The organism is Duganella aceris (genome assembly GCF_011090165.1).
In the GTDB taxonomy this organism is placed as follows: domain Bacteria; phylum Pseudomonadota; class Gammaproteobacteria; order Burkholderiales; family Burkholderiaceae_D; genus Rugamonas; species Rugamonas aceris.
The window spans coordinates 60,546-78,194 of sequence record NZ_JAADJT010000015.1 but is presented as its reverse complement, the minus strand read 5'-3'; the positions used below and the strand labels follow the sequence as shown (position 1 = coordinate 78,194).

11 protein-coding genes are annotated in these 17,649 nt (G+C 65.1%); 7 read left to right on the top strand and 4 right to left on the bottom strand.

The annotated features are described in order from the left end of the window. Nucleotides 1–93 precede the first annotated feature (93 nt). From GW587_RS27025 to GW587_RS27005, 5 genes are all read left to right on the top strand, one after another. Entirely contained in the window at nt 94–1,368 is a 1,275-nt protein-coding gene (locus GW587_RS27025; RefSeq protein ID WP_166108009.1) for an amidohydrolase family protein, read from the top strand. A 69-nt stretch (nt 1,369–1,437) separates the two neighbouring features. Further along, nucleotides 1,438–1,959 (top strand): GNAT family N-acetyltransferase, encoded by a 522-nt coding sequence (locus GW587_RS27020; RefSeq protein ID WP_166108008.1) that lies wholly within the window; start codon nt 1,438–1,440, stop codon nt 1,957–1,959. Then, entirely contained in the window at nt 1,956–2,477 is a 522-nt protein-coding gene (locus GW587_RS27015) for a GNAT family N-acetyltransferase (RefSeq protein ID WP_166108007.1), read from the top strand. Before GW587_RS27020 ends, GW587_RS27015 begins: the two co-directional genes overlap by 4 nt. A gap of 93 nt (nt 2,478–2,570) precedes the next feature. Beyond that, a complete protein-coding gene (locus tag GW587_RS27010) occupies nt 2,571–4,220 on the top strand; it encodes a methyl-accepting chemotaxis protein (protein ID WP_166108006.1) in 1,650 nt (549 codons plus the stop codon). Between the two features lie 96 nt (nt 4,221–4,316). Then, nucleotides 4,317–5,792, top strand: coding sequence for a putative bifunctional diguanylate cyclase/phosphodiesterase (locus GW587_RS27005; protein WP_166108005.1), 1,476 nt, complete (start codon nt 4,317–4,319; stop codon nt 5,790–5,792). Here the strand turns inward: GW587_RS27005 and GW587_RS27000 are convergent. Next, nucleotides 5,782–9,015 carry an alpha/beta hydrolase-fold protein gene (locus GW587_RS27000; RefSeq protein ID WP_229259679.1) on the bottom strand — a complete coding sequence of 1,078 codons (3,234 nt, stop codon included), beginning with the start codon at nt 9,013–9,015 and terminating at the stop codon, nt 5,782–5,784. The two genes, GW587_RS27005 and GW587_RS27000, sit on opposite strands and share 11 nt — an antisense overlap. Next, a complete protein-coding gene (locus GW587_RS26995) occupies nt 9,012–10,871 on the bottom strand; it encodes a glycoside hydrolase family 13 protein (RefSeq protein WP_166108004.1) in 1,860 nt (619 codons plus the stop codon). The genes GW587_RS27000 and GW587_RS26995 overlap by 4 nt, the downstream gene beginning before the upstream one ends. A 527-nt stretch (nt 10,872–11,398) precedes the next feature. Here GW587_RS26995 and GW587_RS26990 point away from each other — a divergent pair. Continuing rightward, nucleotides 11,399–14,143 carry a TonB-dependent receptor gene (locus GW587_RS26990; RefSeq protein WP_166108003.1) on the top strand — a complete coding sequence of 915 codons (2,745 nt, stop codon included), beginning with the start codon at nt 11,399–11,401 and terminating at the stop codon, nt 14,141–14,143. Nucleotides 14,144–14,291: 148 nt separating this feature from the next. Here GW587_RS26990 and GW587_RS26985 read toward each other — a convergent pair whose 3' ends face one another. Beyond that, entirely contained in the window at nt 14,292–14,942 is a 651-nt protein-coding gene (locus GW587_RS26985) for a glutathione S-transferase family protein (protein ID WP_166108002.1), read from the bottom strand. A gap of 147 nt (nt 14,943–15,089) precedes the next feature. Here GW587_RS26985 and GW587_RS26980 point away from each other — a divergent pair, with 147 nt between their 5' ends. After that, nucleotides 15,090–15,653, top strand: coding sequence for a TetR/AcrR family transcriptional regulator (locus tag GW587_RS26980; RefSeq protein WP_166108001.1), 564 nt, complete (start codon nt 15,090–15,092; stop codon nt 15,651–15,653). Nucleotides 15,654–15,765: 112 nt separating this feature from the next. On the opposite strand, the gene GW587_RS26975 is transcribed toward GW587_RS26980, so the two are convergent. Continuing rightward, entirely contained in the window at nt 15,766–17,598 is a 1,833-nt protein-coding gene (locus tag GW587_RS26975) for a M2 family metallopeptidase (RefSeq protein ID WP_166108000.1), read from the bottom strand. Nucleotides 17,599–17,649 lie beyond the last annotated feature (51 nt).

Below are 17,649 nucleotides of genomic sequence, written 5' to 3'. Positions count from 1 at the left end.
ATTTTTTCCGCCATTTGGTGCGTTGCGGAAATTGGTGTATTTCGAGGAAACTGTCTACAATCGGATCAACTTGAATCGACGCTGGGAGCTCCAATGGATGTGGTCATACGCAACGCCAATCTGGTCGATGGACAACGCGGCGTCGATATCGCCATCGAACACGGCCGCATCGCTGCCATCGGCCCTAGCCTGGCGCTGAGCGCCGGGCGCGAGATCGATGCCGGCGGCGACCTGGTCAGCGCGCCCTTCGTCGACGCCCATTTCCATATGGACGCCACGCTGAGCTACGGCTTGCCGCGCGTCAACGCGTCCGGCACGCTGCTGGAGGGGATCGCGTTGTGGGGCGAGCTCAAGCCCGACCTGACCCAGCAGGCGCTGGTCGAGCGCGCCTTGCAGTATTGCGACTGGGCGGTGGCGCGCGGCCTGCTGGCGATCCGCACCCATGTCGACGTCTGCGACGACCGCCTGCTGGCGGTGGAGGCGCTGCTGGAGGTCAAGCGGCTGGTGGCGCCGTATCTCGATCTGCAACTGGTGGCGTTTCCGCAGGACGGCGTGCTGCGCAGCCCGACCGCGCTGGCCAACCTGAAGCGCGCCATCGCGCTCGGCGTCGACGTGGTCGGCGGCATTCCGCACTTCGAGCGCACCATGGCCGACGGCGCCGCGTCGGTGCGCATCCTGTGCGAGTTCGCCGCCGAACAAGGCTTGATGGTGGACATGCATTGCGACGAGTCGGACGATCCGATGTCGCGCCACATCGAGACGCTGGCCTATGAAAGCAACCGCCTCGGCCTGCACGGCCGCGTCACCGGCTCGCACCTGACGTCGATGCATTCGATGGACAATTATTACGTCAGCAAGCTGCTGCCGCTGATCCGCGAGGCGGGGGTGGCGGCGATCGCCAATCCGCTGATCAATATCACCTTGCAAGGCCGGCACGACACCTACCCGAAACGGCGCGGCATGACCCGCGTGCCGGAAATGCTGGCGGCCGGCATCCCGGTCGCCTTCGGCCACGATTGCGTGATGGATCCGTGGTACAGCCTGGGCTCGGGCGATATGCTGGAGGTGGCGCACATGGGCCTGCACGTGGCGCAGATGACCGGCCAGGACGCGATGCGCGCCTGCTTCGCCGCCGTCACCAGCACCCCGGCCGCCATCCTCGGCCTGCAGGGCTATGGCGTGGCGGTCGGTTGCCACGCCGACCTGGTGCTGCTGGACGCGGCCGATCCGGTCGAGGCGATCCGCCTGCGCGCGGCGCGGCGCATGGTGATGCGGCGCGGCGTGGTGATCGCCGAGTCGCCGCGCGCGCATGCGCGGCTGAGCTTGCCGGGGCGGCCGGACGGGGTGAACTTCCGTCTCGGCCGCTAAAGTACATGGCTTGTGCAAGCGGAAGAAATACATGACAATTGGACACTGTTAAATCCGCCTGGAGCCGCCTTGAAAGAAATCGCCATCCGCCCCGCCACGGAAGCCGACTTCGGCGCCATGTGGAGCATATTCCAGGAACTGATCGCCAGCGGCGATACCTTTTATTTCGCGGCCGACACCAGCCGCGAGGATTGCCATGCCTACTGGTTCGGCCCCGGCGTGCAATCCTTCGTCGCGCTGCTGAATGAGGACCGCCTGGTCGGCATGTATCGCCTGATCGCCAACCAGCGCGACCGCGGCGCGCACGTGGCCAACGCGTCCTTCATGGTCAGTCCGGCGGCGCAGGGCGTCGGCGTCGGCAAGCTGCTGGGCGCCGATTGCCTGGACCGCGCCCGCGTCCAGGGCTATCTGGCGATGCAGTTCAACTACGTGGTCAGCTCCAATATGCCGGCGGTGCTGCTGTGGAAGAAGCTGGGCTTCTCCATCGTCGGCACCTTGCCGCGCGCTTACCATCATCAATATCTCGGCTACGTGGACGTCTATGTGATGTACCAGTTGCTGGAAGATCCCTCGCATTGGCCCGACGCATGAAGATACTCGAAACCGAACGCCTCAACCTGCGCACCATCGTTCCCGACGATGCCGCGTTTTACTACGAACTGGTCAACGACCCGACCTGGCTGGAACACATCGGCGACAAGGGCATCCGCAGCGTCGACGGCGCGCGCGCGGCCATCGTCGACGGGCCGTGCGCGATGCAGCAAAAGCTCGGCCATTCGCTGTATGTGATGGAGCGCAAGAGCGACGGCATGCCGCTCGGCTTGTGCGGCTTGATCAAGCGCGACAGCCTGCCCGACGTCGACATCGGCTACGCGATCCGGCCGGCGTATTTCGGCCAGGGCTACACCTTCGAGGCGGCGGCGGCCGTGGTGGCGTATGCGCGCACGCAATTGCGCCTGAAGCGCCTGCTGGGCATCACGTCGCCGGGCAACACCAATTCGATCAATCTGCTGGCCAAGCTGGGCCTGGGCTTCGTCGAGCACAAGGTGCTGCCGCCCGATGGTCGTCCTACCAATATTTACTGTCTGGAGTTCGCGCCGGTGTTGTAGCGGTGAGAATTCGTGAGGATTTTCTGTTTCCGATATTGGCATTCATGCGCGATCAAGGCATGATGAATCAAGATCTTTGCCAAGGAGGAAACGATGAAGCTCGCGAATCTGAAAATAGGTGTGCGCTTGGGCTTGCTGGGCGGCTTCTTCTTTGTCGCATTGGCGATCGTCGCCACCGGAGGGTGGCGCGCGCTGGACAGCAGCAACGTCCGCAGCGCCGACGCCATGGCGCGCTCGGTGGCGCTGAGTCAGGCCATCGACACGGCGCGCAGCGCCCAGGTCGAGTTCAAGATCCAGGTGCAGGAGTGGAAAAACATCCTGGTGCGCGGCAACGATCCGGCCCAGCTGGAGAAGTACAGCCTGGCCTTCGTCAAGGGCGGTGAAACCACCCGCGCCGAACTGCAAAAACTCAACCAGCTGCTCGACGGGCTGCAATTGCGCACGCCGCTGGTCAACGATGCCATCGCCACCCAGAACGAGCTGGTGGCGCGCTACCTGGATGCGCTGAAAAAATACGATTCCGCCAACCCCGACAGCGCGCACATCGTCGATGCGCTGGTCAAGGGCATGGACCGCGAGCCGACCAAGAAGATCGACGACATCGTCGCCTTCATCGGCAAGGAATCGCATCGCCTGATGCTGGAGATGGAGCAGGCCAACCGCGCCGCGCACGCCCAGGCGATGCTGATGATGGGCGTCACGCTGGCGATCACGCTGGTGGTCGGCGTGGTCACCGTGGTGTGGCTGATCAAGAGCATCACCGTGCCGCTGCAGAGGGCGGTCGGCATGGCGCAGACCGTGGCCGCCGGCGACCTGCGCAGCGAGGTGCGGGTCGACAGCAAGGACGAGATCGGCGAGCTGCTGGGCGCGCTCAAGCTGATGCAGCATAACCTCAGCAACATCGTCGGCAAGGTGCGCGCCGGGACCGACACCATCCACGGCGCGACGGTGGAGATCGCCGCCGGCAATCTCGACCTGTCGGGCCGCACCGAGGAGCAGGCCAGCTCGCTGGAGCAGACGGCGGCGGCGATGGTCGAGCTGACCACCACCGTGCAGCAGAACAACGCCAACGCGGCCGAGGCGTGCAAGCTGGCCGACACCGCGTCGACCGTCGCGGCCAGGGGCGGCGCGGCGGTCGAGCAGATGGTGCAGACCATGGGCGAGATCAACGACAGTTCGCGCAAGATCGTCGACATTATCGGCGTGATCGACGGCATCGCGTTCCAGACCAACATCCTGGCGCTCAACGCCGCCGTTGAAGCGGCGCGCGCGGGCGAGCAGGGCCGGGGCTTCGCGGTGGTGGCGTCCGAGGTGCGCAACCTGGCGCAGCGGTCGGCGGCGGCGGCCAAGGAGATCAAGGAATTGATCGGCGCTTCGGTCGGCCGCGTCGAGCAGGGCAGCCGGCTGGTGGGCCAGGCCGGCGAGACCATGGGCGAGGTGGTGGACAGCGTGCGCCGGGTCACGGCCATCATCGGTGAAATTTCGGTCGCCAGCGGCGAGCAGCGCGACGGCATCGAGCAGATCAGCATCGCCATCAGCCAGATGGACAGCGTGACGCAGCAGAACGCGGCGCTGGTCGAGGAGGCCGCTGCGGCGGCCGATGCGCTGGAGCAGCAGGCGGCCAGCCTGGCCGAGGCGGTCAGCGTGTTCAAGCTGCATGAGCGGGCGGAGGCGCATGCGCCGGCGGCGCACGGCCGGTCCGGGGCGTCTGCGTCGCGCCGCCGCGCGCTGCTGGCGGCCTAGCGTCCGGCTAAACGCGGGCGGTTTGACGCGCCTCAACCGGGGGCGCGATCCGCGCTCCTATGATTCCCTCTTCCGCGTGCACCGGGGAGGGACAGCATGAACAGCTTATTGCCGGCGCTGGCCGGCATCGCGCCTTGCCTGCTGGCGCTGTGGTACGGCCACTGGCGGTCGCGCGCCTTGCGCCGGCGCTGCGCGCGGCTGCAAACCGCGCTGGAGGCGCAGCGCGACACCGAGGCGCGGCTGGAATTCATCGCCCATCACGACAGCCTGACCGGCCTGCCCAACCGTCTGCAATTCCAGCGGCAACTGGAGCACGGCGTGGCCTACGCGCGCCGCCACGGCAGTTTGCTGGCGGTGCTGTTCGTCGACATCGATCACTTCAAGGACATCAACGACAGCCTGGGGCACGACGCCGGCGACCAGGTGCTGGCGCAGTTCGCGCAGCGCCTGCGGCTGTGCGTGCGCGAGGTCGACACCGTGGCGCGCCAGGGCGGCGACGAATTCATCGTGCTGCTGACGGAGCTGCACGACGGCCAGGCCGCGCAGCAGGTGGCCGACAAGATCATGACGGCGATCGTGGCGCCGTTCACGGTCAACGGCGCGCCGCTGGCGGTGGCGGCCAGCATCGGCGTGGCGGTGTATCCGGACGACGACCAGGATATCGAGGCGCTGGTGGAGAAGGCCGACCTGGCGATGTACGCCGCCAAGCAGCGCGGCAAGGGGGCCAGCCTGCGCTTCCTGCCCAGCATGCAGGCCAAGGCGTATTCGCGGCTGATCCTGGAGACGGCGCTGCGGCATGCGCTGGATCACAACGAATTCATCCTGACCTACCAGCCCAAGCTGAACCTGAACCAGCGGAAGATCACCGGCGTGAAGGCGCTGCTGCGCTGGAAGCATCCGGAGCTGGGGTTGGTGATGCCGCTCGATTTCCTGCCGGTGCTGGAGCAGAGCGCGCTGGTCCTGCCGGTGGGCGAGTGGGTGATGGCGACGGCGGCGGCGCAAGCGCGGCGCTGGATCGAGTTGGGCCATCCGCTGACGGTGGCGGTGCATCTGTCGCCGCGCCAGTTCTATCAGAAGGATATCGCCGACAGTTTCGCCGCGATCCTGGAACGGGCCGGGGTGCCGGGGCGCTGCATCGAGCTGGAAATCACCGAGGGCATGTTGATCGATAAGAACCAGGATTGCGAGGCCATCCTGCGCCAGTTCAAGCAACTGGGGATGCGGATTTCGATCAGCGATTTCGGCACCGGTTATGCGTCGCTGAACTATCTGCGGCGCTTCCCGGTCGATGTGGTGAAGATCGACAAGTGCTTCATCGACGACCTGCGGCGGGTCAGGCAGCAGGGCGGCAAGGATCAGGGGGCGATGGTGCGCGCCATCATCGCGATGGCGCATACGCTGGACATGCAGGTGATCGCCGGCGGGGTGGAGACCGGCGACCAGCTGTCGCAGCTGACGGCGATGGGCTGCGACGAGGCGTTTGGTTTCTGCCTCGGCGCGGCGGTGTCGCCGGATGAAGTGGAGGCGCTGCTGGCCAGCCGCTGGCGCCGGGTGGAGTTGCTTACTTCCTGAAGAACCAGGTCAGCGGCAGGTGGGCGCGCGCGGACCAGGATTTTTCGTTGTGGCTGCCGCCTTCGGCTTCGTGGTAATACAGGTCTTGGTTCAGGCGATAGCCCTTGGCCAGCATGGCGTCGCGCATTTTGCGCGTGTCGTCCAGGCCGTCGCCTTCGGTGCCCGCGTCCAGGTAGAAGCGCACCGGCTGCTTTGCCGGCACGTTCTTGACGAAGCTCTCTTCATTCCACCAGAAAGAACTCGATACGCCGCCGGCGCTGGAGAAGATCTCCGGGTGCTTCTGCGCGATGTAGACCGAGGCGATGCCGCCCAGCGAGGAGCCCATGATGGCGGTGTGCTCGCGGTCCTTCAGGGTACGCAGGTTGGCGTCGGCCCAGGGTTTGACGGTGTCGACGATGAAGGCCATGTAGGCGTCGATCTTGCCGCCGCCGTTCTTGGCGTCGCAGCAGGGCGTGTATTCGTCGATGCGGTCCTTGGTGTTGTCGATGCCGACCACAATGGCGGGAGTGATGGCGCCGGAGGCGATCAGCTTGTCCATGGTGAGGCCGATGTCCCAGGCGACGCCGAAGGCGGCGGTGTTGGCGTCGAACAGGTTCTGGCCGTCGTGCATGTACAGCACCGGGTAGCGCTGCCGCGGATTGGCGTCGTAGCCGGGCGGCAGGTAGATGCGCAGCTTGCGGCTGTTGCCCAGCTGCGGCGAGGCGAATTGTTCGACGATGCGCACCGTGCCGGCTTGCGCCGCCGGCGACGCCTTCGCGCCGGCGCGCGGCAGCGGCATCACGCGGACGCCGTGGATGTCGAACTTGTTGGACGCGCCTTTGACGCCGCCCGCGTCGGCGTAGGTGGTGTTACTTTGCAGGTAGCTCATGTTGTAGAAGTCCTCCAGCTCCAGCCGGTAGGCGCCCGGCTTCAGCGTCGCGCGCAACGGCGTGGAGTAAGACGGGCCGGCGTCGGCCGGGGAGTGCGGCAGCTGCACCACGCCGTCGGCGACGACCTTGCCGTCGGCATCCTTCACGCTCATCCACTTCACGCCGCCGCTGATGCCGAGGTTGATCTGGTGCGCGGTGTTGCGGTATTTGATCTGCACGGCGTACGCGCCCTCGCGGTCCACCTTGAACTGCTGCGCGAAGCTGTCGCCCGGCGCACCCCATGCCGTCCGCGCGACCGGGATTTCCACGCCGCTGTTCAAGCAGATCGGCGCGCTGTGGTGGCTGCGGTTGCCGGAGCGCGTGTACATCGCTTCCACCGCGTAGCAAAGATTATCGTCCGGCTGCGAGCGGCGGTCGGCCCACTTGCCGGCGCTGATGCGCTGCGCCGCCAGCGCGCCGTTGCGGTAGATGTTGAACACCACGCCCTTGCCGCCGCCGTCGATCGTCAGCGTCGGGAAGCCGTAGGTGCCGCGTTCCAGCTTGGCGATGCGCGGCTCGGCCGGCGCGGTCACGGCGGGATCCTGCGCCAGCGGCTTGGCGCCGACGCTGCGCTTGAGCTGCTGGCCGGCCAGCAGCTTGCCGAGTCGGATTTCGATAACGTTGTCGTCGCCCAGCGCCGACCAGGCCAGCGCGGCGGCCGCCGGCTGGCCGTTCAAGGTGATCGAATCGACCGCGTAATAGCCGTCGCCCTTGACGGCGGCCGGCAGCAGCAGGCGCACCTGCAAGCGCTTGCCGCGCAAGCGCAGGTTGTTCAGCGTGACGCTGTCGCTGCCGGCGAAGGTCTCGCGCCGCAGCTTGGCCGTCACGAAGGGGCGCAGCGCGATGCCATCGTCGGTGGTCTGCACGCCGAACACGCTGCCGACCACCATGCCGAGATACGCGCCGACGGACCACAGCTGCCGGCGCGAATTGACCACCGGCCCACTGAGCTTGCCGTCCTTGAACATCGGCTGGCCGGACAGCCACTCCAGGTTCTCCATGTTGGACAGGTTGGTGGCCGCGCCGCGCATCAATGTGGCGTAGGCCGCGTCGGCGACGGCGACATTGCCGCCGATCGCCGCCGCCTTCAGGCCGTAGGCGGTGACGAACGGCCACATGGCGCGGTTGTGGTACACCGCCGTATCGGCCTGCTGCGGATAGATCACCGGCGCGCCGAGCGGGCCGTGCGGATAATGCGCGAGGATGCTCCGCGTCTGCTGGTCGTCGGCGATGCCGGTGACGATGGCCAGCGACTGGCCCAGCCAATCGTACTTGTAGGTCGCCGCGCCGTCGAAGTGGCCGGCTGTCACGCTGCTGTACATGCCGCTGTCGGCTTGCCAGAAGCGCTGGTTGATGGCGCGCTTCAGCTCCGCCGCCCACGCCGCGTACTTCGCGGCCAGCGCGGTGCCGGCCGCGTCGCCCTGTTCGCGCGCGAGTTGCGCCGCCAGCGTCAGCGCCTTGTAGTGGCCGGCGTTGGTCGACAGCGCCTTGGAGGTCGCCATGCTGGCCAGGTCGCCGGCGATCCACGGCGCGTAGCTTTGCTCGCGCCAGTCGAGGAAGGATTCCTCGCCGTTGTACAAGCCGTCGGCGCGGTCGTAGACGGCGATGCGGTCGTTCTCCAGCGTGTTGCTCAAGGCCTGCAACGCGGTCGCGGCGAACAGCTTGCGTTCCTGCGGCGCCAGCGCCTTCAAGGCCTCGTCGGCGCCGAAGGCCCAGCTGACGCGGTCGGTGCTGACCGGCCAACTGCCGCCGCTGCCGGTGTCCTGAATGATCTGCAGGCCGTCGGCGCCGCCGGCGGCGTGCGCGCCCGGCTTGACGCCGTCGCGGTAGGCCGACACCTTGAACAGCAGCGAGTTGCGCACCCGCTGCGGATCGAGCATGCCGAGGCTCAGCGAGGCCGCATACGACAGGTCGCGCGTCCACACGTAGTGCCACAATTCGCCGGTCTCGAAGCAGTCGCAGGGGATGGCGTTGCCGCCGTTGTAGCTGCCGTCGCGGATTTCGCTGACCGAGTCCTGCTTCATCTCGACGCCGGCCAGCGCGAACAGCGCGTCGAAGGCCAGGTTGCCGCTGCGGACGGTCGGCAGCGCGGCCGATTCCTGGTAGCCGATTTCCTGCTTGCCGCCTTCGCGCACCTGCATCGTGGTCGATTGCGTGTAGCTGCGCAGCGCGGCCGCCGCGTCGGGCGTGGCGTAGCGCACGGTCTCCTGCTTGCCGTCCCAGGTAGGGTAGCGCGCGGTGGCGGTGGTCGGCGCGGCCAGCGCCGGCAGGGCGACAACCATCGCCGCGCACAGCATGGTTAAACGAAAACTCATTGTTCGATCTCCAGTATCAGCGCCGAGCGTGCCGGCAGTTTCACTTCACCGTCCAGCGATACGCGCTGCCCGCTGATGACGTCCACGCCGGCGCGCGCGCCGTGCAGCATCTCGTGGAAGCGCGCGGTCTTGAGCACGGTGTCGCTCTTGTTCTTGTTGAGGGCGACCATGACTTTTTTGGCGCCGTCGTAGCGGAAGTAGACGTAGGTGTTTTGCTCCGGCCCGTAGTGCATCAGCTTACCGTGATGGATCACCGACGCACCCTTGCGCCAGTTGAACAGCTTGCGCACATAGGCTTGCGCGGCGGCCTGCCGCGGCTCCAGCCCGGCGCCGGTGAAGGCGTCGACCTGGTCGCCGCTCCAGCCGCCCGGGAAGTCGCGGCGGTAGGAGGCGTCGTCGCGCTGCCTGGTGGCGCTGGTCATCAGGATCTCGCTGCCGGTGTAGAACTGCGGGATGCGCGGCGCGGTGGCGACGAAGGCCATCGCCATGCGGAACAGGTCCGGATCCTCATTCAGTTCGCTGTAGATGCGCGACAGGTCGTGGTTCCCTTCGAACAGCACCAAGTTGCCCGGATCCGCATACAGGTAATCCTGCGACAGCGCCTCGTAGAGGGTGTTCAGGCCTTGCTCGGCGCCGTCCGGCGCGGCCAGCGCGCGGCGCATGGCGTCGTTCAGCGGAAAGTCCATCATGCTCGGCATGTGCGAGACGTAGCCGTCGAAGTTGCGCTTGCCCTCCTGCCAGTGCGCGACCACCGGGATCAGCGTGCTCCATTCCTCGCCCACCAGGTTCAGCCTCGGATACTCGGCCATCACGCTGCCGGACCAGCGGCTGAGGAACTCGGTGTTGGAGTAGCCGTAGGTGTCGACGCGCAGGCCGGCCAGACCGGCGTATTCGATCCACCAGATGTTGTTTTGAATCAGATAGGTGGCGAGGAATGGATTGGCCTGGTTCAGGTCCGGCATGGCTTTCGAGAACCAGCCGGCGGTGAAGTTGCGCTTGTCCTCCTGCGACGCGTACGGATCCTGCAGCGCGACGCGGTGGTGCTGGGTCGGCACGAACGTGCCCTGGTAGCTGAGCCAGTCCGGCGTCGGCAGGTCCTGCATCCACCAGTGCTTGGTGCCGATGTGGTTCAGCACCACGTCCTGGATCACGCCGACGCCCTTGGCGCGCGCTTGCGCCACGAAGTCGCGGAACTCTTCGTTGCTGCCGTAGCGCGGGTCGATGCGGTAGTGGTTGGTGGCGGCGTAGCCGTGGTAGGACACGGCCGGCATGTTCGATTCCAGCAGCGGCGTCGGCCAGATCATGGTAAAGCCCATGCCGGCGATGTAGTCGAGGTGGTCGGCCATGCCCTGGATGTCGCCGCCGTGGCGGCCGTAGCCTTGGGCGCGGTTGGGCTGCTCGGTCATGCCGGGCGCGCTGTCGTTGCCCGGATTGCCGTTGGCGAAGCGGTCGGGCATGACCTGGTAGATGGCGTCGGCGCTGGTGAAGCCGGTGCGCTGCGCCGAGTCCCTGGCGCGCGCCGCCAGCTGGTAGGCGTAGCGCAGCGTCTGGCCGCCGCGCTTGAAGACCAGGCCCAGCTTGCCGGGCGCGGCGTCGGGCGCGATCTCCAGGTCGATGAACAGGTAGTTCTGGTTGGCCACCCGCGAGACCGCGGCGATGCGCACGCCGGCGTAGTCGAGCGTCGGCGCCAGGTCGGCGATGTGCGGGCCGTGCACCATCAGCTGCAATTTGCTGTTGTGCATGCCGGTCCACCAGGACGGCGGATCCATGTGGTCGATGCGGTAGTCCTGCGCCGCGCCGTAGGCACACAGGGGCAGCAGGGCGGCGAGCAGCAGCGCTGGGGTGGTTTTCTTCATCTGGTCTCCATGTTGGCGGCGCTACGTAGTCGTACTACAGGGTCTCGAATCTTTCGTTCCAGGGGCCGGCGCCTTGATTTTGCAAGAGAATACCCTGAATGTGCTGGCGTATCAACGCGGCTGACAGCACGAAATTTAGTCGAAATACATAAAACGGTGGTTTTCTTGCGTGACGACATTTTCAATGGGCAACATTTACCCGCGCCGACGCGCTGGATTTGAGGTTTGGTTTCATATTTGTCGTCTTTGACGCACGTATTTGTAGTTCTACTACACATCGAGACAATGCTCTCTGTAGCCGAAATACAACGAGAAACCGTTTTCTGCTGGGGGAGACGCATAGATACTGGCTTCTACGGCGTAGCGTGCTTGAAGTTTGGTTGACATCAAATCTAGTTTTAGTACAGAATTCGCCCTAGAACGTCTTTGAGAACGTTTACTTCTTGGATCCCGTGTAGTTTGAGACGCCCCGAACGCGGAGCGGCTGATGTTGGCGGGAATAACTGTCGTGTGTGAGGGGACATTGAATGACTATCGCAACTAAGCGCAGCAAAGCCGCTGCATTCCCACTGAAACCTGTCGCCGCCGGCTGCGCCTTGTTCGTGGCCGCCTTCGCCAGCCCGCTGCACGCGCAAACCAGCGACGCGCCGCAAGCGGCCGAAGCGCCGATGACCGCCGTGGTCGTGTCCGGTATCCGTCGCGGTATCGAGGACGCGATCTCGGTCAAAAAAGATTCCAGCTCCATCGTGGAAGCCATCTCCGCCGAAGACATCGGCAAGCTGCCGGACGTGTCGATCGCCGAATCGATCTCGCGCCTGCCGGGTCTGGCCGCGCAGCGCGTCGCCGGCCGCGCCCAGGTCATCAGCGTGCGCGGCCTGTCGCCGGACTTCTCGACCACGCTGTTGAACGGCCGCGAGCAAGTCAGCACCGGCGACAACCGCAGCGTCGAATTCGACCAGTACCCGTCCGAACTGATGGCCGGCGTGACCGTCTACAAAACCCCGGACGCCGGCCTGATCGGCCAGGGCCTGTCGGGCACGATCGACATGCAGACCGTGCGTCCGCTGAGCTTTGGCGGCCGCACCGTGGCGCTGAACGCCCGTGGCGAGCGCAATTCGCTGGGCAAGATCGGCGACGCCAAGGACACCGGCAACCGCGTCAGCGCCAGCTACATCGACCAGTTCGCCAACCGCACGATCGGTATCGCGCTGGGCTACGCCCACCTGGAAACCCCGATCCTGTCGAACGAGACCGGGCTGTACGAGCCATGGAAGCGCGACGCGCGTCCGGGCCTGCCGGCCGGCACCTTCGGCTCGGACGGCATCAAGGCGGTCGCGCGCAGCGGCCGCAACGAACGCGACGGCCTGATGGGCGTGCTGCAATACCGTCCGAACAAGCAATGGACCAGCATCGTCGACGTGTACGCCTCGCGCTTCAAGAGCGAAGAGACCGCCAACCAGATCGAGATCAACCTGAGCGGCTGGAACGGCGGCTACGAGCCGGGCCTGCTCTACAATCCGGCCGTGATCAACGGCGGCACCATCGCCAGCGGCACCGCCAACAACGTGTATCCATTGGTGCGCGGCATGTACAACAAGCGCAAGGACGACATCCGCGCCGCCGGCTGGAGCAATGATTTCAAGATGGACGGCTGGTCGCTGTTCGCCGACCTGAACTACTCGAAAGCCAAGCGTAACGAGCTGAGCCTGGAAAACAATCTGCAGATGAGCAACGCCGCCGGCGATCCGTTCCTGGATTCGGTCAAGCTGACCTACGGCAACGGCGGCTACTCGCAGCTGACCCCGGGCCGCGACTACAGCAACCCCAACAGCCTGTACGTGCGCAACACCATCTACGGTTCCGGCTACGGCAAGACGCCGAGCGTGGAAGACGAGCTGAAGGGCTTCAAGCTGGTCGCCAACATCCAGGCCTCGGGCGCGCTGGAAAAAGCCTTCTCCAGCTTCGACATCGGCGCCAACTACGCCGACCGCACCAAGAACAAGCACCAGCCTGAAGGCAACATCAACCTGAAGGGTGCGCCGACCACCATCTCGTCCGACCTGTTCTACCAGTCGGCCGACCTGGGCTTCGCCGGCGCCGGCTTCATCCCGACCTGGAACGTGCCGGCCGTGGTCAACAAGTACATGACCTTCGCCCCGAACGACACCGAAGGCTACCTGATCGCCAAGACCTGGGAAGTCAGCGAGAAGATCACCACCGCGTTCGCCAAGGCCAACATCGAAGCGGACCTGGGCGCGGTCAGCCTGCGCGGTAACGTCGGCGTGCAAGTGCAGCGCACCGACCAGTCGTCGGCCTCGCGCTGGTACGACAACACCACCGGCGCCATCAAGCCTATCAACGACGGCAAGAAATACACCGACGTATTGCCAAGCATGAACCTGGCGTTCGGCCTGGCCAACCAGCAGACCGTGCGTCTGGCGTTGGCCAAGCAACTGGCGCGTCCGCGCGTCGACCAGCTGCGTTCGGCGCTGGACTTCGGCATCGACACCACCAAGCGCGAGCCGGGCGCCAGCGGCGGCAACGCCCAGCTGGATCCATGGCGCGCCAAGGCCTTCGACATCTCGTACGAGAAGTATTTCGACAAGAAGGCTTACTTCGCGGCGGCGGCGTTCTTCAAGAAGCTGGACACCTACATCTTCACGCAGACGCGTTCGTATGACTTCACCGCCTACATTCCGCCTGGCATGGTGGGCAACGATCCGAGCTTCCCGTTGCATACGGTGACCGGTAACTACACCGCGCCGTACAACGGTAACGGCGGCAACCTGAAGGGCGTGGAACTGTCGGCGTCGATGCCGTTGAACATGCTGAGCAAGGCGTTGGATGGTTTCGGCGTCACCGCCAGCACCACCTACACCGACAGCAAGATCTCGATCGAAGATCCGAGCGGCAGCATTGGCCAGAACATCCCGCTGCCGGGCTTGTCGAAGCGCGTCAGCAACCTGACCGCCTATTACGAGAAGAACGGCTTCGAAACCCGCATCAGCCAACGTCGTCGTTCCGACTTCGTCGGCGAGATCGGCAACTTCTCGAACGACCGCGCGCTGCGCTACGTGGTCGGCGAGAATGTGATCGACTTCCAGATCGGTTACTCGTTCGAAACCGGTTCGCTGAAGGGCCTGGGCCTGGTGCTGCAAGTGAACAACCTGCGTAACGCCGCCTATGAAACATACAACGGCGACCGTTCGCAGCAGCTGGAATACGCGAAGTACGGCCGCACCGTGCTGGCGGGCATGAACTACAAGTTCTAACAAGCGCCACGCAAAACTTGAAACCTCGCCTAGGCGAGGTTTTTTTTATTTGGGTGTCAGTGCCGACATTCGGACATTTGCGAACTTCCAGGCGCTGGAAAGTTCCGCCGATGTCCGAATGTCGGCACTGACACCGGCGGGATTGGGGTTATTGGCCGCTGCGGTTTTTTACGCTTGGGCGCTCGGCGATCTTCTTCTGCCACGCCGCCAGTGCCGGGCAGTCTTCCGGCACCGTGACGCCGGGGAAGGCGGCGTGCAGCAGCGCGCAGTAGACGGTGATGTCGGCCACCGAGAACTTGTCGCCGGCGATGTAGGGCTGCGTGCTCAGCACCTCGTTGAAGTAGCGCATGCCGTCCTTGAATTTCGCCAGCTGGCGCTCGCCCCATTCCTTGCGGTGTGCCCATTCCGGGCTCTTGTACGCTTGCAGCGTGTCGCCCAGGCCGGGCGTGGCGTGGTGGAAGTAGTTGCCGATGGCGTCGATCATCTGGTCGTCGGCGCGCTTTTGCATCATGTGGATCACGGCTTTTTCGCGCAGCGTGGTGCCGGTCAGGATCGGGTTGCCGTCCAGGTTGTCCAGGTATTCGGTGATGGCGATCGATTCGGCGATGAACAGGCCGTCGTCCAGTTCCAGCACCGGCACCACGCCGGTCGGGTTCCTGGCCAGGAAGGCCGGCTGCTTGTGCTCGGCCGCGAACAGGTCGACGTGGACGAAGTCGATGTCCTGGTCCATGCCCTTTTCGGCGAGGACGATGCGGATGCGGGCGGGGTTGGGGAAGCCTGGGGCGTCGTGGATTTTCATTTTTTACTTTCGTTTGCTCTACCTTTCGGTAGATAGATTAGAATGGCATCATAAACAGACGTTTCCGGATTTGTCTATCTATCGATAGATAAAATAATAGGCCGGACGTTTCGTCGCGTCAAGCGATTTTTTTGATCAGGGGTGGGTATGGCAAGCGACAAGAAGCAGGAAGTGATGGCGGCCGCGCGGCTGATGGTGCAGGCGCGCGGCTACAACGCGCTGAGTTTCCGCGATCTGGCGGAGGCGGTGGGGGTCAAGAGTTCCAGCATCCACTACTACTTTCCGACCAAGGGCGACCTGGGCGCGGAGCTGGCGCGCCAGTACACCGAGGAGTTTTTGACCTATCTGGAGGGCTTGCTGGCCGATGGCGTGGCGTGGCAGGACTGCATCGCCAAGTATGCGGATGTGTTCCGCAACACGCTGCTGCGCGAGAACCGCATGTGCATGGCGGGGATCCTGGCGGCCGAGCGGCCCGACCTGGCGCCGGAGGTGCGGGTGGAGGTGGAGCGCTTCACGACCAAAATCGTGGAGTGGCTGGCGCGGGTGCTGGCGATCGGCAAGCCGAAGCTGGATGCGGCGGCGGTCAAGGCGCAGGCGTTGGCGGTGTTCTCGGCGATCGAGGGGGCGCAGCTGGTGGCGCGCGGCTGCGATGATGTGAAGGTGTTCGACACCACGCTGGCTGCGTATCGGGCGGCGGGACTGCTGCCTTGATCGGCGCGGCGAACCCCGAGGCTTGCGCCTAGGGTCAGACCCAGGGTCTGGAGAGGGCTACGCCCGCAGCTCCCTGCGGGAGCTGCCCCTTGTGTCGCCGTGCGGGGTGGCGTTACTTCTTCTCGGCCGCTGCGAAGGCGGCGTTTTGCTGGTCCAGCCAGGTCTTCAGCGGGGCGAAGTAGTCGAGCAGCGCGCCGCCGTCTATCCTGTCTTCGCCGGAGATCGCTTTCAAGGCTTCCGGCCATGGCTTGCTGGCGCCCAGTTCCAGCACCTGCTGCAGCTTGGCGCCGGCCTTGGCGTTGTCGAACACCGAGCAGCGGTTCAGCGGGCCGCTGTAGCCGGCTTCGCGGCACAGCGCGCGGTGGAACTGGAACTGCAGCATGTCGGCCAGGAAGTAGCGGGCGTACGAGACGTCGGCGGCGACGTGATACTTGGCGCCGGCGTCGAAGCCGTTCGCGCCGTCGATCGCCACCGGTCGCTTCATGCCCATGTACTGCTCGCGCAGCTGCCACCAGCTGTTGTCGTAGTCGGCCGGCTTGGTCTTGCCGGAGTAGACGTCCCAGCGCCATTTATCCATGGTGTAGGCGAACGGCAGGATCGCGACCTTGCTCAGCGCGCGCTCCAGCAGCTGCGGGATGTCGGCGGTGACGTCCGGCTCCTGGTCCATCAGGCCGACTTTCTTCAGGTAGCCCGGCGTGATCGACAGCGCGACGGTGTCGCCGATGGCTTCATGGAAGCCGTCGTTGGCGCCGTTGCGGAACAGGTAGGGCTGCTTGCCGTAAGCGAGGAAGTAGTAGACGTGGCCCAGCTCGTGGTGGATGACCGTGAAGTCTTCCGCCGTCGGCGTGATGCACATCTTGATGCGGACGTCGTCCTTTTCATTCAGCGGCCATGCGGAGGCGTGGCATACCACGTCGCGGTCGCGCGGCTTGGTCAGCAGCGAGCGTTCCCAGAACGACTCCGGCAGCTTCTGCATGCCCAGCGAGGTGTAGAAGCGTTCCGCGTACTGCGTCATCTGCTTGGCGTCGGTCTTGCGCTGTTCCAGCACTTTGGTCAGGTCGTAGCTGTTGCTGACGCCGGCCGGCTTCAGGATCGGATACAGATTGGTCCAGGTCTGGCTCCACATATTGCCGAACAGGTGGGACGGGATCGGGCCGGTGGCCGGCACCACGTCCGGGCCGTAGGTGGCGCGCAGCTTGTGGCGGGTGTAGGTGTGCAGCGCGTCGTACAGCGGTTTGACTTGCTGCCACAGGCGTTCCATCTCGGCGGAGAAGGCTTCCGGCGGCATGTCGTACTGCGAGCGCCACATGGCGCCGGTGTCGGCGAAGCCCATCTGCTTGGCGCCCTTATTGGACAGCGCGATGTATTCGCTGTATTTCTGCTTGTAGGCCGGGGCTTGCGTGTGCCAGCCCAGCCACATTTCTTTCAGCTTGGCTTCGTCGTGGCTGTTGGCCAGGACTTTTTCCATTTCGCCCAGCGCCATGCAGGCGTCGGCGCTGCCGTCGGCTTTCTTGGGGCAGTATTTGGCCTTGCCGTAGGCGCCGTTCAAGGCGGCTTGCAGTTGGGCGAATTGTTCGCGTTCCTTCGGATCGGCGAAGACCAGCGTTTGCTGCAGCAGCATCATCTTGCGCGCCGATTCGGGCGTCAGCTTGACGCCGCTGAAACGACGCGCGCCGATGGCCGCTTCGCCGGACGCGGTCAGGTAGCGCTCGGCAAAGTAGGCGGCGATGGCTTCGGTGTCGTCGGTGATGAAGTTGGAACCGACCCAGGCGCCGCGTGCCTGTTCGTTGTTCAGCTTATTGAGTGTGGTTTCGGTGTCGGCCAAAAAGCGTTCGGCTTCGGCGACGGTGGGCTTGCTGGCGGGGGCTGCCTGCGCGGTGGCGCCGGCGGCTGTCAGGGCGGTCGCCGCCAACAGCATGCTGATAATTTTTGGTGTCACTGACATCTCCCAGGTTGGCCATCGAACCGGTTGTTCGATGGCCAGCAATCATACACG

Bases quoted from the DNA above. Each gene is read 5' to 3' on its own strand.
- GW587_RS27025 (WP_166108009.1), top strand. From the start codon at position 94: ATGGATGTGGTCATACGCAACGCCAATCTGGTCGATGGACAACGCGGC.
- GW587_RS27015 (WP_166108007.1), top strand. From the start codon at position 1,956: ATGAAGATACTCGAAACCGAACGCCTCAACCTGCGCACCATCGTTCCC.
- GW587_RS27010 (WP_166108006.1), top strand. From the start codon at position 2,571: ATGAAGCTCGCGAATCTGAAAATAGGTGTGCGCTTGGGCTTGCTGGGC.
- GW587_RS27005 (WP_166108005.1), top strand. From the start codon at position 4,317: ATGAACAGCTTATTGCCGGCGCTGGCCGGCATCGCGCCTTGCCTGCTG.
- GW587_RS27000 (WP_229259679.1), bottom strand. From the start codon at position 9,015: ATGAGTTTTCGTTTAACCATGCTGTGCGCGGCGATGGTTGTCGCCCTG.
- GW587_RS26995 (WP_166108004.1), bottom strand. From the start codon at position 10,871: ATGAAGAAAACCACCCCAGCGCTGCTGCTCGCCGCCCTGCTGCCCCTG.
- GW587_RS26990 (WP_166108003.1), top strand. From the start codon at position 11,399: ATGACTATCGCAACTAAGCGCAGCAAAGCCGCTGCATTCCCACTGAAA.
- GW587_RS26985 (WP_166108002.1), bottom strand. From the start codon at position 14,942: ATGAAAATCCACGACGCCCCAGGCTTCCCCAACCCCGCCCGCATCCGC.
- GW587_RS26980 (WP_166108001.1), top strand. From the start codon at position 15,090: ATGGCAAGCGACAAGAAGCAGGAAGTGATGGCGGCCGCGCGGCTGATG.
- GW587_RS26975 (WP_166108000.1), bottom strand. From the start codon at position 17,598: ATGTCAGTGACACCAAAAATTATCAGCATGCTGTTGGCGGCGACCGCC.